A 16,307-nucleotide genomic window follows, 5' to 3' on the forward strand; every position below is an offset into this window, starting at 1 on the left:
AGCCAGATCCAGGTCAACGCCAAGATCGACATGACCTTCGCGCTGGCATTGCGGGCGATCCTGCGCCAGGACCCGGACATCATCATGATCGGCGAAATTCGCGACCTGGAAACCGCGCAGATCGCCGTGCAGGCCTCGCTCACCGGGCACTTGGTGCTGGCCACCTTGCACACCAACGACGCGGTGTCGGCGGTCAATCGCTTGATCGATATGGGCGTCGAGCCGTTCCTGTTGGCATCGTCATTGCTGGGAGTATTGGCCCAGCGGTTGGTGCGGCGCCTGTGCCCCCATTGCAAGCAGGAGGACCCGGCCGCGCCGGGCACCTGGCGTCCGGTGGGATGTTCACATTGCAACCAGGTCGGTTACAGCGGCCGCACCGGTATCCATGAGTTGTTTTGCGTAGACGACGATGTGCGCAGCCTGATCCACCAGGGCGCCGGCGAGCAGGATTTGCGCCTCGCCGCGCGCCGGGCCGGGATGTTCAGCATGCGTGAGGACGGTGAGCGCTGGGTACGCAGCGGCGCCACCGCCCCCGAAGAAATCCTGCGCGTGACACGGGACACCTGATGAATCGCTATCGCTATGAAGCCGCCGACGCCAACGGCAACGTCGAGGCCGGGCACCTGGAGGCCGACAGCCAGAGCGGGGCGTTTGCCGTGCTGCGCAGCCGTGGCCTGACCGCGCTGCTGGTGCAGGTCGAAGGCCATCAGCAAACCACCGCCGGCAGCAGCCTGTTCGCCGCCAAGCTGTCGGACAACGACCTGGCCTGGGCCACGCGGCAACTGGCGAGCCTGCTCGGTGCCAGCCTGCCGCTGGAGGCGGCGCTGAGTGCCACGGTGGAGCAGGCCGAGAAAAAGCACATCGCCCAGACGTTGGCGGCCGTGCGTGGCGACGTGCGCGGCGGCATGCGCCTGGCGGATGCGCTGGCGGCGCGGCCACGGGATTTCCCGTCGATCTACCGCGCGTTGATCGCGGCGGGGGAGGAATCCGGTGACCTCGCCCAGGTGATGGAGCGCCTGGCCGACTACATCGAGGAACGCAACAACCTGCGCGGCAAAATCCTCACTGCATTTATCTACCCCGGTGTGGTGGGGCTGGTGTCCATCGGCATTGTGATTTTTTTGCTGAGTTACGTGGTGCCCCAGGTGGTCAGCGCGTTTTCCCAGGCGCGCCAGGACCTGCCGGGCCTGACCCTGGCGATGCTCAACGCCAGCGACTTTATCCGCGCCTGGGGCTGGCTGTGTTTTGCCGGGATCGTCGGCGGTTTCTGGAGCTGGCGCCTGTACCTGCGCAACCCGGTGGCGCGCTTGAATTGGCACAGCCGCGTGCTGCGCCTGCCGCTGATCGGGCGCTTTGTGCTGGGCCTGAACACGGCGCGGTTTGCCTCGACCCTGGCAATCCTCGGCGGTGCCGGCGTGCCGTTGTTGCGGGCGCTGGAGGCGGCGCGGCAGACCTTGTCCAACGAGCGCCTGAGCCAGTGCGTCAACGATGCCACCGCCAAGGTGCGTGAAGGCGTCAACCTGGCGCCGGCGCTGGCGGTGGAGAAAGTCTTTCCGCCGGTGCTGATCCACCTGATTGCCAGCGGCGAAAAAACCGGCTCGCTGCCGCCGATGCTGGAGCGTGCGGCGCAAACCCTGTCGCGGGATATCGAGCGGCGCGCCATGGGCATGACCGCGTTGCTGGAGCCGCTGATGATCGTGGTCATGGGCGCCGTGGTGCTGGTGATTGTGATGGCGGTGCTGTTGCCGATCATCGAGATCAACCAACTCGTCACCTGACGACACGCTGTAAAAAATGTGGGAGGGGGGCTTTGGTGAAAACATAACCTTAGCAAACGAGGCTCTTGTGGTGAGCGGGCTTGCCACAGAAGCCCCCTCCCACATTGGACCTTTTCTGTTCAGTTGATTTTTGGGCCGGGCCAATATCGCCAGACCCCAACCTCGGGTTCCTCATTCCGTCATATCCACGCCCCTTGTCACAGCCCGTGCAGCCTTGACGAAACCCACGCTGAAACCTCGCTGTCATCTGCCGCCAAACCGCTCAAAACCATGACCAAAACACCCGAGAATCTTTTTAAAATCAAGTGCTTCCTCCCGAGGTTTTTTCCTACATCTGTCATCGGAAACTGCGACTTTCTCTCCATGGTTTTCACCCCCGGCCACCCCCGCATCACGGCCTTGGGACCGAAGCCATGGCGTCATGCAAGAGCCATCTACCCCAAACGTACAAACACGACGAAAGGAGATTCTTCATGTTTAAGCGCAACGTTCTCGCGGTATCCATGACCCTCGCTGCACTGTGCTCGGCCCAGGCTGCAATGGCTGACATCAACGGCGGCGGCGCAACCCTGCCACAGCCGCTTTACCAGACCTCCGGCGTGCTCACCACTGGCTTCGCCGCCTACATCGGCGTGGGCAGCGGCAACGGCAAGTCGGCGTTCCTGAACAACGACTACACCAAGTTCGTGGCTGGCGTGACCAACAAGAACGTGCACTGGGCAGGCAGCGATTCCAAGCTGACGGCGGCCGAACTGTTGGCTTACAAAACCAACAAGCAACCGACCTGGGGCAAATTGATCCAGGCGCCTTCGGTGGCCACTTCGGTTGCCATTCCGTTCAACAAGGCCGGTGCCAACGCGGTTGATCTGAGCGTGAACCAGCTGTGCGGCGTGTTTTCGGGCCGCTTGACCGACTGGAGCCAGATCACGGGTTCGGGTCGCACCGGCGCGATCAAAGTGATCTACCGCAGCGAGTCCAGCGGTACCACCGAGCTGTTCACCCGCTTCCTCAACGCCAAGTGCGCTGAGACGCAGCCGTTCGCCGTGACCACCACCTTTTCGTCCAGCTACGGTGCAGGCTTGCCTGCTGGCGCAGTGGCAGCCACCGGCAGCCAAGGCGTAATGACCGCGCTGAACGCGCAAGATGGCGCGATCACCTACATGAGCCCGGACTACGCGGCGACCACCCTGGCCGGTCTGGATGACGCCACCAAAGTTGCCAAAGTGGGCGGTGTTTCGCCTGCGCCTGCCAACGTTTCCACCGCCATCAGCCAGATCCCTGCGCCAACCGAAGCCCGTGCTGATGGTTCGTTCATCGACGCGACCAACCAGGACAACTGGGTACCGGTCTTCGCGGCTACCGCCAGCGGCCCGGCGACTTTCGCTTACCCGTCCAGCGGCTACCCGATCCTGGGCTTCACTAACGTGATCTTCAGCCAGTGCTACGCCGACGCCACCCAGACCACCCAGGTCCGTGCGTTCTTCAACCGCCACTACGGCAACCTGATCAACAACGACACCGCCATCAACAACAACCGCTTCGTGCCGTTGCCAGCCAACTGGAAAAAAGCCGTGCGTGACACCTTCGCCACCGCTTCCAGCGCTCAAGGCATCGGTAACACCAGCGTCTGCAACGCCATCGGTCGTCCGCTGTAACCCAGGCTTTCAACGACCCGCAACACCGATCAGCAACGGCCCGTGCCGTTGCTGATTTTTTTGCGTTAGCAGCCCTTTATGAACTTTGCATGACAGAAGTTCAGTCCCGCCCCTCGCCAACCGCCTAACCCTCATACGTGAGCCTGTCTTGCGCCTGGCGATTACAAAGAAGGAAGATTCCCGATGGTCCGCTGCACACCCACGCTCAAGCTGAATGCCCAGGGCTCGCACGCCCAGACTGTGTTGCGCCTCAAGCCTCTGGCCCAGGTCATTGCCTTGTTGGTGGTGGCGGGCAATGCCCATGCGGCGACGGCGTTCAGCCCGGCCTGGTTCGCGGCCAAGGGGGCGACCCAGGCGACGACGGCGGCGCGGATCAATGCGGGGCAGATGCCGTCGGTACCGACGCTGAACCAGCAGGCGCGGGTCAACCAGCAGTTGGCGCGCTCCATCAGCACGCTCAACACCACGGTCGCGGCTATTGCGGCGCAACAGGCGGCGCAGGCGGCGGGTCGGCAGGCGGCGTTCGGTCAGGTTTCGACGATTCCCGATGGCCTCGGCAAGGGCGGCCTGCAGGTGGATAACAGCCTGACCCAGGGCTGGACCAACGCCAAGGCACCGACCCAGACCCAGGCGGGCGGCAAGACCACGGTGAGCATCGAGCAGACCGCCGACAAGGCGATCCTCAATTGGGAGACCTTCAACGTCGGGCGCAACACCACCGTGGATTTCCAGCAGCAGTCGACCTGGGCGGTGCTCAACCGCGTCAATGATCCTGATTCACGGCCCAGCGAGATCCAGGGCCAGATCAAGGGCGCCGGCACGGTGATGATCATGAACCGTAACGGCGTGGTCTTCAGCGGCACCAGCCAGGTCAATGTGCGCAACCTGGTGGCGGCGGCCGCGACGATCACCGATGACCAGTTCACCCAGCGCGGTCTCTATGTCGACACCAATGGCACACAACCGACGTTCACCGATGCGGCGGGCAAGGTCGAGGTACAGCGCGGTGCGTTGATCCAGACCCACAACGCCGCCACCTCCACCGACGCGGGCGGCTATGCCTTGCTGCTCGGCAGCGAAGTGGAAAACGCCGGCACGATCATCACCGCCAAGGGCCAGACCACCCTGGCCGCCGGCGACAGTTTCTACATCCGCAAAGGCGTGGGCACGGCGGGCAACGAGCGTTCCACCACCCGTGGCAATGAGGTCGCCGCCAGCCTGAAAACCGGCAGCACGGCGGGAACGGTGATCAACAACGGCCTGATCATGGCTGCCACCGGCGACGTCACCCTGACCGGGCACAATGTGCAGCAAAACGGCGTGGCCCTGGCCAGCACCTCGGTGGACACCCGTGGCTCCATTCACTTGCTCAATTCGGCCAGCGACACCACGGGCAGCATCACCCTGGGCGAGGGCAGCACCACTGCGATCCTGCTGGACGCCAGCGGCAGCACCGCCCTCAACAGCCAGAAAGACAACGGCCTGATCAAGCTCGACGGTACGCCCGCCAACCTGATCGGTGGGCAGTTCAACCACCTCAGCGCCGTGGCCGACCGCACTGACCAGTCGCGGATCGAGATCGTCAGCGGCGGCACCGTGGACTTCCAGAAAGGCTCGATCACCCTCGCCACCGGCGGCCAGGTGGCGGTCAGCGCGGGCCAGCGCAGCCTGGTGCGCGATGGCGCGATGATCGACGTGTCAGGCGCCGTGGGCGTCAAGGTGTCGATGGAAGCCAATAACATCAAGATCAATGTGCAGGGCAACGAGCAGCGGGATGCGCCGGTCAACCGCGACAATGGGCAACTGATCAACAACGACGTGTGGGTGGACTTGCGCGACCTGGTGTTTGTCCCGGCCGGTACCAATGGCTATGCCACCGACCGTTGGTACACCGCTGGCGGTCTGCTGGAAGTCGGCGGCTACCTTGGCACCCAGGGCCATTCGGTGGGTGAATGGATGGCCCAGGGCGGTACCGTGACGTTTACCGGCAAGGATGTGGTGACCCAGCAGGGCGCGCAGATCAACCTGTCGGGCGGCACCGTGGATGTGCAAGGCGGCTATATCCGGCAAACCTGGCTCAAGGGCCCGGATCGACGCTTGTACGAGTTGTCCAGGGCGCCGGGTGACATCCTTTATTCGGGTATCTACAAGGGCTATGAAGACACCAGCGTTCGCTGGGGCCAGACCGAGTACTACTACAACCCGATGATTGCTCCGCAAGGCCGTAACGAGGCCGGTTATATCGTGGGGCGTGACGCCGGCAAGCTGGTGGTGAGCACCGCCAGCGCGGTGCTGGAAGGCCAGATGATCAGCGCGGTGTTCCAGGGGGATCGCCAGACCCAGGCGCCAAACATCAACCTCGACGGTTACCAGCAATCCCAGAAGGCCATGGCCCAGCTTGCGCAGTTGATCATTGGCCAATACACGCCGATCTACAACAAGACCACCGGCACCTTGCGCTATGCCTTGGGGGCGAACGCCGACGAGGTGTCGCTCGACGGCAACCTGGCAAACATCGCCGATGGCCTGGACCTCGCCACCGCCTTGCCCCAGGAGCGCCAGGGCAAGATCCTGCTCGACAGCGGGCAGCTCAGTGGCAACCCGTTGGGCGCGATCAAGGTCGCGGCCCGGCAGCAGGCGACGGTCAATGGCGCGCTCAGCGTGGCGGATGGGGGCGACATCACCCTGTTCGGGCCGAGGGTTGATATCAACGCGAATCTGACGGCCCTGGGTGGCAGCATCAATGCCGGCAACATCCTCAGCCAGGTCAACCCACTCAAGGCCGGCGCGGTCGAAGACACGACCCTGGCCGGGGGTTCGAGTGTGAATGTCGCGGCCGGCGTCAAGCTCGATGCCCGTGGTCGCTGGAACAACCTGCTGCTTGACCCGGCCAACAGCACCGGCGTGGCGTATGTCAATGGCGGCAAGGTCTCGTTGCGCAGCTCGAACAACGTCAACCTGGCGGCGGGCAGTGAGGTGGACGTGTCTTCCGGCGCGACCCTTGGCGTAGACGGCAAGCTCATCGGCGGCAAGGGTGGCAGCGTGACGCTGGGCGCGCTCGGTGCCCTGGGCCTGGATGGCGACGTGCGCGGCTACGGCGTGAACGGCGGCGGCACCCTGGCGTTGCAGGCTCGCAAGGTGCAGATCGGCGACAGCGCGGGTGCGGTGGACAGCGACACGCTGCGACTGGCCGGCGACTTTTTCAATAAGGGGTTCTCGGCCTACGACATCACGGGCAACGAAGGGCTGATCGTCACCGACGGCACCCAAGTGGATGTCAGCGTGCCGACCTATCGCTTGGGTACGCAAGCGTCCACAGTGCCGACCGGCAGCGATGCCGCCACGGCCCTGGAGCAATGGACGCCGCCGCTGTACCAGGAGGACGCCACCAAGGGCGTGCTGACCCAGCGCCGAGGCGCCGGCTTGAGCCTCACCGCCGGCACGGTCTTCGCCGGCGCTGCGCAGATGGCGAGCACAGCCCTGACGGTGGGCCACGGCGCGGTGATCAACGTCGACCCCGGCCAAGCCATCCAGCTGCGCAGCATCGGGCAATTGACCCTGGACGGCACGCTCAATGCCTGGGGCGGCAGCGTCACCTTGGGTGGCTTGACCACTGGCGCGTCGGAGGCAGTGAACGCCAGCGGCCATGACCGCTCGATCTGGATTGGCGAACAGGCATTGATCGACGTGGCGGCGCGGGCGGCCACGGCAGTGGACTTCCGGGGGCGCACCTACGGCGTGGTACGCGACGGCGGCACGATCAACATTGGCGGCACCCTTGACCTGAACACCGGCCTGACCACGGCCAGCGACTTGTTCGTGGTGGTACGTGAGGGTGCGCGCCTGGACGCGTCCGGCACCCAGGCCTTGCTGAATGTTCCAGGGCAGGGCGCGGTGGCGGTCGCCAGCAACGGCGGCAGCATCAGCCTGGCCTCGAACAACGGCCTGTACCTGGACGGCAGCCTGGTCGCCAAAGCCGGTGGTGTTGGCGCGGCAGGCGGTAGTCTCAACCTGGTGCTGGAGAGCCCGTATTACCAGAAAGCCGGGCTCACCGACCGGGTGCTCAAGGTCCGTGACCTGGTCGTGAGCCAGGTGCATCAACCGACTGCGCTGGGCGACAGCCTGGAGTACGGGCATGGCCGCCTGGGCGTGGATCAAGTCACTGCTGGCGGCTTCGATAACCTCGCGCTGCTGAGCAATGGCCTGCTGAGCTTTGACGGCGATGTGAGCCTGGACATGGGCCAGAGCCTGCGCCTTTACAGCCGGGGTTATGGGCTCAGTGAAAACGCGGCAGGCAACTCCCGTATCAACCTCAAGGCGCCGCACCTGTTGCTGGCGGGCTACCTCGCGCCGCCCGAAACCGGCAAGGATCTGTATGTGCGTCCGGTGCCGGTGCTGCCGGCGCCGTCCCAGCGCGCAACCGAGGCGCAGTTCAATGCCGACGGCGACCTGGTGGAAGTGCGCGGCAACGTGATCTTCGGTAACCGCAGCAGTTTGTATAACGCCGACAATAGCCTGGCGAGCCTTGAGCGCCGTGGCTTTGACCACGTCAACCTGACCAGCCAGGGCGATCTGCGCTTTCTGGCCGGCGCCTCCGCAAACGACATCATCACCGGGGTCAGTACCCAGTTGCTGACCCAGGGCGACATGACCCTGCGGGCGGCGCAGGTGTACCCGAGCTCAGACGTCAGTGCCCGAGTGATCGCTGGCTACCTTGGCGAATCAACCACGCTGAATCTGGGCCTGGACTTTGATCCGTTGCGCACATTGACGATTGGCCGCGTCGGCAGCACGGACGCGCCCCTGCCGTATTCGGCATTCGGGCGTCTGCAACTGGGTGCGGCCACCGTCAAGCAAGGCGGCGTGGTGCGCGCGCCCCTGGGCTTGATCGATATCGGCAGCATGGGCAGCAGCCTGGTGCAATTGTTGCCGGGCAGCGTCACCTCGGTGAGCGGCAAGGGGCTGGTATTGCCCTATGGCGGCACGCTGGACGGGCAGGTCTACACCTACAACGGCAAGACCGTGACATTCCTCGGTCAGGGCGGACTGGCCAATACCAACAGCGACTTGAGCGTCGGCGTCATTCTGGGCGGCCAGTCGGTTGCGGTGCAGCCGGATGCCATCCTGGACCTGTCGGGCGGTGGCGAGCTGCTCGGCGCCGGTTTTGTTTCCGGGCGCGGCGGTTCCACGGATGCGCGTTACAACCCGCTGGTGCAATTTGGCGCCAACGGTGGGTTTGTGCTGCCGGGGCTGTCCACCAACCCGATCTACGCGATTGTGCCGGGCGTGCAACCCGGCGCGGCGCCGGTGGCCGCCGAGGGCGGTGCCGTGGCGCCGCTGGTGGGCCAGCAGGTGACCATTGGCGCGGGTGTGCCGGGGTTGCCGGCGGGCACCTACACCTTGATGCCCTCGACGTATGCCTTGATGCCCGGCGCCTTTCGCGTGGAGATCAATGGCCTGGCCGGGCTCGGCAGCGACGCCGCGACCACCCTGATGCGCAATGGCTCGTGGTCGACGGCCGGGCAGCTGTCGATTGCCCACACCGGGATCCGCAACAGCATCGCCAGCCAGTTGATCCTGACCTCGGCGGACACCCTGCGCCGTTATTCCCAATACAACGAAACCAGTTACGCCCAGTTCGCCAAAGCCGACGCGGCCAGGCTGGGCGTGCCGCGCCCACTGCTGGAAGTCGACGCCAAGACCCTGAAACTGGCATTGCGCCCCGGCCAGGGCGCCGATGCATTCGCCTTCGACGGTATCGGACGTTTTGATGCCGCGACGGGCGGATATGGCGGCACGGTCGCGGTGGTGGACCCGAGTCGCCAGGGTATCGAAGTGGTCGCCGCCGACGCCTCGGCGACCGCCGGTTTTTCCGGCATTACCCTTAAAGCCGACACCCTCAATGCCATCGGTGCCTCAAGGCTGATGGTGGGTGGCTTGACTGCGGTGGAGTATGGCCAGTCGGGTAACTTCATCGGCCTGGCATCGGGTGTGAATGCCGCCAATAGCAACGTGACCCTGCGTGCGGGCGCCACGCTGGCTGCGCCCGAGGTGTTCCTGGTGAGCAACACCGGCGCCATCGTGGTCGAGCAGGGTGCTTCGATCAATACCCTGGGGCAGGGCGCCGCCAGCTACGATGCCCGCGATGGTTTTATCTACCAGGTTGCCAATATGCTCGCGGTGTCCAACGGGTTGCTCAACGTGGTCGGTGCCGTCCAGCCCGCTGGCGTGATCAGCGGTGGTATCAACGTGGGCGCCTGCGGCAGTAGCGCATGCCTGGGCCAGACCGGGTTGTATTCCGATGGCAGCATCGTGGCCCTGACCGACAGCAGCTTCCAACTCGGCGACCAGGTGCGCTATGGCACCCGTCACCTCAACCTGGGCGTGAGCACCATCAACCTGGGCAGCGTCGAAGCCCTCGCCGCCGCAGCCGCCGCGAACCGCTTGCCAGCCGGCCTGACCCTCAACCAGACGCTGCTCGACCGCCTGCTGCGCGGCGATACGCAACTGGGCGCACCGGCCCTGGAGACCTTGCAGCTGTCGGCGCGTGACGGTTTTAACTTCTACGGCAGCGCCAGCCTCGACACCTATGACCCGCTGACCGGCAAGTCGCTGCTGAGCAACCTGATGCTGTCCACCCCGGCCATGTATGGCGCCGGCGGTGCCAGCGATGTGGCGACCATTCACACCGCCAACCTGATCTGGCTGGGCGCGACCAACGCCCCCGGCGCGGTGGTGACGGGCGGCGCAGGCACCGGCAGCGGACGCCTGGATATCAATGCCGAACGCATCGAGTTTGGCTACGGCGACTTTGGCCAGCCAAGCAACGTGAAAAGCTTCGACCGCCTGGCCCTGGGCTTTGCCAACGTCAACCTCAATGCCAGCGAGCGCATCACCGCCAACCACAAGGGCAGCCTGTCGGTCTACCAGCGCCAGGGCGCCTATGACCCGGTCAGCGGCTTCCAGTACAGCGGCGGCAACCTGACCATCCGCACCCCGCTGATGACCGGTGAGGCCGGTTCGGTGAACACGATCAAGGCCGGCGATGCGATCGATATCGGCGCTTCGGCAGGCCCCCGTGGCAGCGCCAGCGGCCAGGGCGCCACGCTGTCCCTGCAAGGCGACAGCATCCGTGTGGCCACTGCGGTGGTGTTGCCCAGCGGCAAAGTCAGCCTCAGTGCGCGGGGCGATGTGCTGTTGACCGATGACGCGCTGATCGATGTGGCCGGTCGTGGGATCACCTTCAACGACGTGACCCAATACGGTTGGGGCGGCGACGTGCTGCTCGACAGCCGCAGCGGCAATATCCTGCAGGCGGCGGGCTCGACCATCGACCTGTCCGCCAAGCACAACCAGGCCGGCAAGTTGCGTGCGGTGGCGACGGATGCGGCAGGCGGCATCGTCGATTTGCAAGGCAAGATCCTCGGCAGCAGCAGTGGTTATTACAACGCCGGTGGCACCTCGTTGCCGCAGCCGGCCGGTACCGTGGAGATCCAGGCCCAGCGCCTGGGCAGCAGCGGCGCTCTGGACCAGCAGTTTGCCGACCTCAACCAGCGCCTGAATCAGGGCGAGGTGTTCGGCGCGCGCAGCTTCCAGCTCAAGCAGGGCGACCTGACCATCGGCAACGGGCTCAAGGCCGGCACTGTCAGCGTGTCCGTGGACAACGGCAGCCTGCGCGTAACCGGGCTGGTGGACGCCAGCGGTGAGCGCGTCGGCAGCATCACCCTGGCCGGCAAAAACGGCCTGACCCTGGACAGCACCGCAGTGCTCGACGCCCACGGCAGCAAGCTGCGGGTGGACAGCTACGGCAAGATCATCGACTCGCCGAACCGCGCCATGGTGGTGCTGGGCTCCGGCAGCGGCCAACTGACTCTCGCCGATGGCGTGCGCATCGACCTGCGCCACGGCACCGGCGCGGCTGTCGGCAATGACGGACGCAATCGCGGCACTCTGGAACTGAACGCACCCCGGTTGGGGGGCAATGACGTGGCAATCGACGCCAGCGGACGCTTGACCATTCAGGGCGCGCGCTCGATCACCCTCAACGGCATGGCGAGCTACGACGATGCACCGCAGAAAAATGATCCGACCGCCAGTGGCAGGCCGTATCAGCAGATCACTCAGGATTATCTGAATGATAAGCACAAGCTGGCCGTTGATTTCATCGATGCCGCCTTGCTCAACACACAGCTGACGCAGAACAAACTCGCCGGCCTGAACAACGCCACCTACGCCGACGCCTTCCACCTGCGCCCCGGCGTGGAAATCGTCAGCAAGACCCCTGACGGCGACCTGGTGGTGCAGGGCGACCTGGACTTGTCCGGTTATCGCTATGCCAGCCTCAATCCCAATAGCCAGAAGGACAACAATGTCTACGGCTCCGGTGAGTCCGGCAGCCTGACCCTGCGCGCCGGCGGTGACCTGAATATCTACGGCAGCATCAACGATGGCTTCGCCAAACCGCCGCTGTCCGAAGATGACAAGGGCTGGGTGCTGCTACCCGGTGTGGACTTCAGCGGCGGCACCATCGTGGTGCCGGGCAATGGTGTGACCCTGGCGGACGGCACGGCTTTCCCGGCGGGCAGTACGTTGAACTACGACCTGCCGATCAAGGGCCTGACGGTCGCCGCCGGCACCCGTTTGCCGGTGGCCGCGACATTGGGCCAGGACGTGGTGCTGCCGGCGGGCAGTGTATTGGCGGCCGACATACGCGATGCCGGGGGCAATCTGTTGTTCGCCGCCGGTACGTTGCTCGGTGAGGCGCAGACCCTGGTGGCGGGCACCCAGCTGGGCGCCGGGACACTGTTGACCCAAGGCACCCGCCTGCAAGACATGACCTGGCCCAAAGGCGTGCCGCTGCCGACGGTGCACGGTGCGAACCTGGCCAACAACAGTGTGCAACTGAGTGGCACCAAGGACTTGCCGAAGGGCGCGCTGATCCCCGCCGGCACCGATGTGAAGTTGCCCAACGGGGCGGCCTCGGTGCAGTTGCGGGTCGGCGTGTCCGGCGACGCCGGCCAGGTGTGGGCCATCTCGCCGATGCTGGCCGAAGGCACCCAGTCGTGGTCGTTGCGCCTGGTGGCCGGTGCCGACACCGAGGCGGCGGACAGCCGTTTGCTGCAAGCCCACCCGCGCAGCGGTGATATTCACTTGGCGGACAATCACTACGGCATGTATGCCAAGGAATTGCCGAGCAAGGGCGTCCAGACCTGGACCGCCGCAGCGGTGGCGGTGCTGAGCGAGGCCGGGTTGGACATCAAAGAGGGCGACCCTATCGACCAGCAATTGCTCAATGACTTGAGCCTGGGGTCGATTGAAGATTTCTGTGCCGGTGCGCCGGAGTATTGCGCGATCAAAGTCACCTACGTGTGGACGCAGCAAGCGGCCGATGATCTGTTGAACCAGTCCGGCGTGATCATTCCCGTGGGGGCGGTGATCACCAATGAGTTCCTCGCCAGCCTGCAATTGCCGACGGTGGAGGAGGTGTGCGCCATTGCTCCCGAATATTGTGCGGCCCAGAGCAAGACCGAATATGCGGCGACGCCTTCGAGTACCCGCTTCAGTGTGATCCGCACCGGCAGCGGCGACCTGGAACTGTTGAGCGCGGGCAGCTTGAGCATGGATTCGCTGTACGGCGTGTATACCGCGGGCACGTCATCGACTGGCACGTTCGCCGGCGACCCTTACAACCTGCCCAAGGCGCAGCCGTCCGGCAGCGTGCTGAACGACCCAGGCAGCTACTTTGAACAGTTCGTCAACGGCTCACCCACCAGTCTCTACCGGGCCTGGTACCCGCAAGCGGGGGGCAATGTGACCCTGAATGTCGGCGGTGACCTGACCGGCAATATCACCAGCACCACCGCCAGCCGGACGCGCCCCAACCCTCAGGATGCCGGGGTGGACTCGGCGGCGGTCGGCAACTGGCTGTGGCGCCAGGGCAGTGGTGATGTCGCTACGGGCGGGCAGGCTCAAGCTACCGCGTGGTGGATCAATTTTGGCAGCTACACCGCCACCACTGCAGCAGACAAAATGCTCGGTTTCACCGGCTTCGGCACCCTCGGCGGCGGCAATCTGGACGTGAACGTGGGCGGCAACGCCGGGGTGCTGGATACCTTGGGTTACGACCTCAATGGCTCCGGAGCCAACCCCCATAGCCAGGGCCTGGTCCTGGCCGTCGGCAGCACGGGCCGGATTGCCAGCGATGGCAGCCAGCAATTGACCGGCGGCGGCGATTTGCGCGTGCGCATCGGTGGTGCGCTGAACCCGGCCAGCGTGGCTGCGACGGCGGACCATCGCGATGGTGTGCTGGTCAACCTGCGCGGTGATGTGCAGTTGCGCAGCCTCAGTGTGGGCAGCGTCGACTTGCTGTACGGCAGCATCGCCCCCACCCAAAGCCCTGGCGAAACCCGCGCGTTCGACCCCGAGGTTGCCACGCGAAGCGTTGCCCGTGGCGGCATGACCCTGGTGCCCGGTGATGCCACCTTCAACCTGCAGACCCTGGGTGACCTGGTGGTGCAGAACGTCGAAGACCCGGGCCGCGTTCAGCTTTCGCACGTATCACCCTTTGCGCAAGGCGCGAACCCCGGCAGCGGTTCAAGCTGGTTTACGCTGTGGACCCAAGACACGGCGATTGATCTGTTTTCACTGGGCGGCAACCTCACACCGTTCAGCCGCTCCGAGGCGACGGCCGACCTGGCGGTGGTCTACCCGTCCATCCTCAGGGCGACCGCAGCGGGCGGCAGCCTGTATTACGGTAAAGCCGCGCAGGCGCAGACCAACGGTGACAACACCTACAGCTACCCCTTGCTGCTGGCGCCTGGCGAGAACGGCCAGTTGCAGTTCCTCGCCCAGGACTCGATCTACGCCGGCGGCATGCCCGTCAGCCAGTCCGGCACGGCGAACAGCGCGATGGCGACGCCGTGGAATCCCGCGTATCAAGGCCGGGTTGGCAACGCGGTGGTCGCCAGTAACCTGTCGATCACGGGTAACGCGAGCAACCTGGCGTTGTTCGCATTCGGCGCCGGCACCACGGCGGCTTCATCCTCAGGCAGTGCTGAACCCGCACGGTTTTACGCGATGGACGGCGACCTGATCGGGGTGAGCAGCGGTCGGATCATCACCTTCCAGAAGAGCGCCGGCGCAGTGCATGAAGGTGAGACCTGGTATGAAGGCAATGGCGCGGTACGGATGATGGCCGGACGGGATATCGTCAGCAGTGGCCGTACCTTTGGCACCGATGGTTTTGCTGTGGCGGCGCCAAGTGACAATCTGTTCATTCACCAAAACACCAACGACATCTCCATCGTGTCTGCGGGTCGCGACATTCTCTACAGCAACTTCCAAGTGGCCGGCCCTGGCCTGCTGGAAGTGTCGGCCGGGCGCAATATCCTGCTGACAGGCACGGGCGGCGAGCACAGTGTGACCAGCCTCGGTGCAGTGCTGCCGGGCGACAACCGCCCTGGCGCGAGCATCGTCATGCAGGCGGGTGTCGGCGCCAACGGGCCGGATTACCAGCGGTTCGTAGAGAACTACCTGAACCCGCTCAACCAGGCACAAGCGGGCGAGTCCTTGCTGGGCGGCAAGGTGGCCAAGACCTACGAGGACGAACTGGCCACCTGGCTGGCCGAGCGTTTCGGCTTTGCCGGCGACAGCGCGCAGGCCCGTGCTTACTACGCCGCATTGCCCGCCGAGCAACAACGGGTGTTTGCCCGTGACGTGTATTTTGCCGAACTCAAGGCCGCCGGCCGTGAGTACAACCAGGACGGCGGCGTGCGCGAGGGTAGTTACCTGCGTGGCCGTGCGGCGATTGCGGCGTTGTTCCCGACCAAGGACGTGGCCGGCAACCCGATCACTTACCAGGGCGACATCACCCTGTTCAACGGCTCGGGCGTGCACACCAATGCCGGCGGCTCGATCCAGATGCTCACCCCCGGCGGCGGCCAGACCTTCGGCATCGAAGGCGCGGCGCCACCGGCCACGGCGGGTGTGATCACCCAGGGTGCCGGTGACATTCAGCTGTATTCGATGGGCAGCATCCTGCTGGGGCAGAGCCGCATCATGACCACCTTTGGTGGCTCGATCATGGGCTGGACCGCCGAGGGTGACATCAACGCCGGTCGTGGCTCCAAGACCACCGTGGTGTATACGCCACCCAAGCGCGTCTACGACAACTGGGGCAACGTGGGCCTGTCACCGTCGGTGCCGAGTACCGGCGCGGGGATCGCCACGCTGAACCCGATCCCGGAAGTGCCGGCAGGGGACATCGACCTGATCGCGCCGTTGGGCACCATCGACGCGGGCGAGGCGGGGATACGGGTGTCGGGTAACGTCAACATCGCCGCGTTGCGGGTGGTGAACGCGGCGAATATCCAGACCCAGGGCAAGTCGTCCGGGGTGCCGGTGACGGCCTCGGTCAACACCGGGGCCATGAGCTCGGCCAGTGCTGCGGGTGCGGCGGCGTCCCAGGCGGCAGAAGACGCGGCGCGCAGTCAGCAGGCGGCGGCGAAGCAGGGCAGGGCTTCGATTGTGACGGTGGAGGTGCTGAGTTTTGGTTCGGAGCCTGTGCAGCGGGGGCCTGAAGACGGGCAGAAAACGTCGGGGTATAACCCCAACAGCCCGGTGCAGGTGTTGGGTGCCGGGCCGCTGAGTGAACAGGCGCGGGCGCGGTTGACGGATGAGGAGCGAAAGCAGATTAGTTTGTAGATCAAGGACCTCTCGTTGGACTTTGGGGCGATCTTTGATCGCCCCGTTTTTTTTCGATGTTCAAATGTGGGAGGGGGCTTGCCCCCGATGGCAGTGGGTCAGGCAAAGATGTATTAGCTGGCACTCCCTCATCGGGGCATAGGTATCGACACAACTTCCAGTGGATGCTGAA

At 65.0% G+C, this 16,307-nt stretch carries 4 protein-coding genes; all 4 read left to right on the forward strand.

Features of this window, described 5'->3' with window-relative positions; translation table 11 throughout:
* Positions 1 to 567 (forward strand): ATPase, T2SS/T4P/T4SS family (locus AOA60_RS09320; RefSeq protein ID WP_178075340.1); only part of this gene is annotated, 567 nt, incomplete at its 5' end.
* Positions 567 to 1,778 carry a type II secretion system inner membrane protein GspF gene (gspF, locus tag AOA60_RS09325; protein WP_099584169.1) on the forward strand — a complete coding sequence of 404 codons (1,212 nt, stop codon included), beginning with the start codon at positions 567 to 569 and terminating at the stop codon, positions 1,776 to 1,778. The genes AOA60_RS09320 and gspF, both read left to right, overlap by 1 nt.
* Positions 1,779 to 2,251: 473 nt before the next feature.
* Complete coding sequence (locus AOA60_RS09330) at positions 2,252 to 3,433, forward strand: substrate-binding domain-containing protein (RefSeq protein ID WP_099584170.1); 1,182 nt, start codon at positions 2,252 to 2,254, stop codon at positions 3,431 to 3,433.
* Between the two features lie 183 nt (positions 3,434 to 3,616).
* On the forward strand, positions 3,617 to 16,135 hold the full coding sequence (locus tag AOA60_RS09335) for a filamentous haemagglutinin family protein (RefSeq protein ID WP_099584171.1): 12,519 nt from the start codon (positions 3,617 to 3,619) through the stop codon (positions 16,133 to 16,135).
* The last annotated feature ends 172 nt before the right edge of the window (positions 16,136 to 16,307 follow it).

Source organism: Pseudomonas sp. 2822-17 (assembly GCF_002742485.1).
Classification (GTDB): domain Bacteria; phylum Pseudomonadota; class Gammaproteobacteria; order Pseudomonadales; family Pseudomonadaceae; genus Aquipseudomonas; species Aquipseudomonas cyclaminis.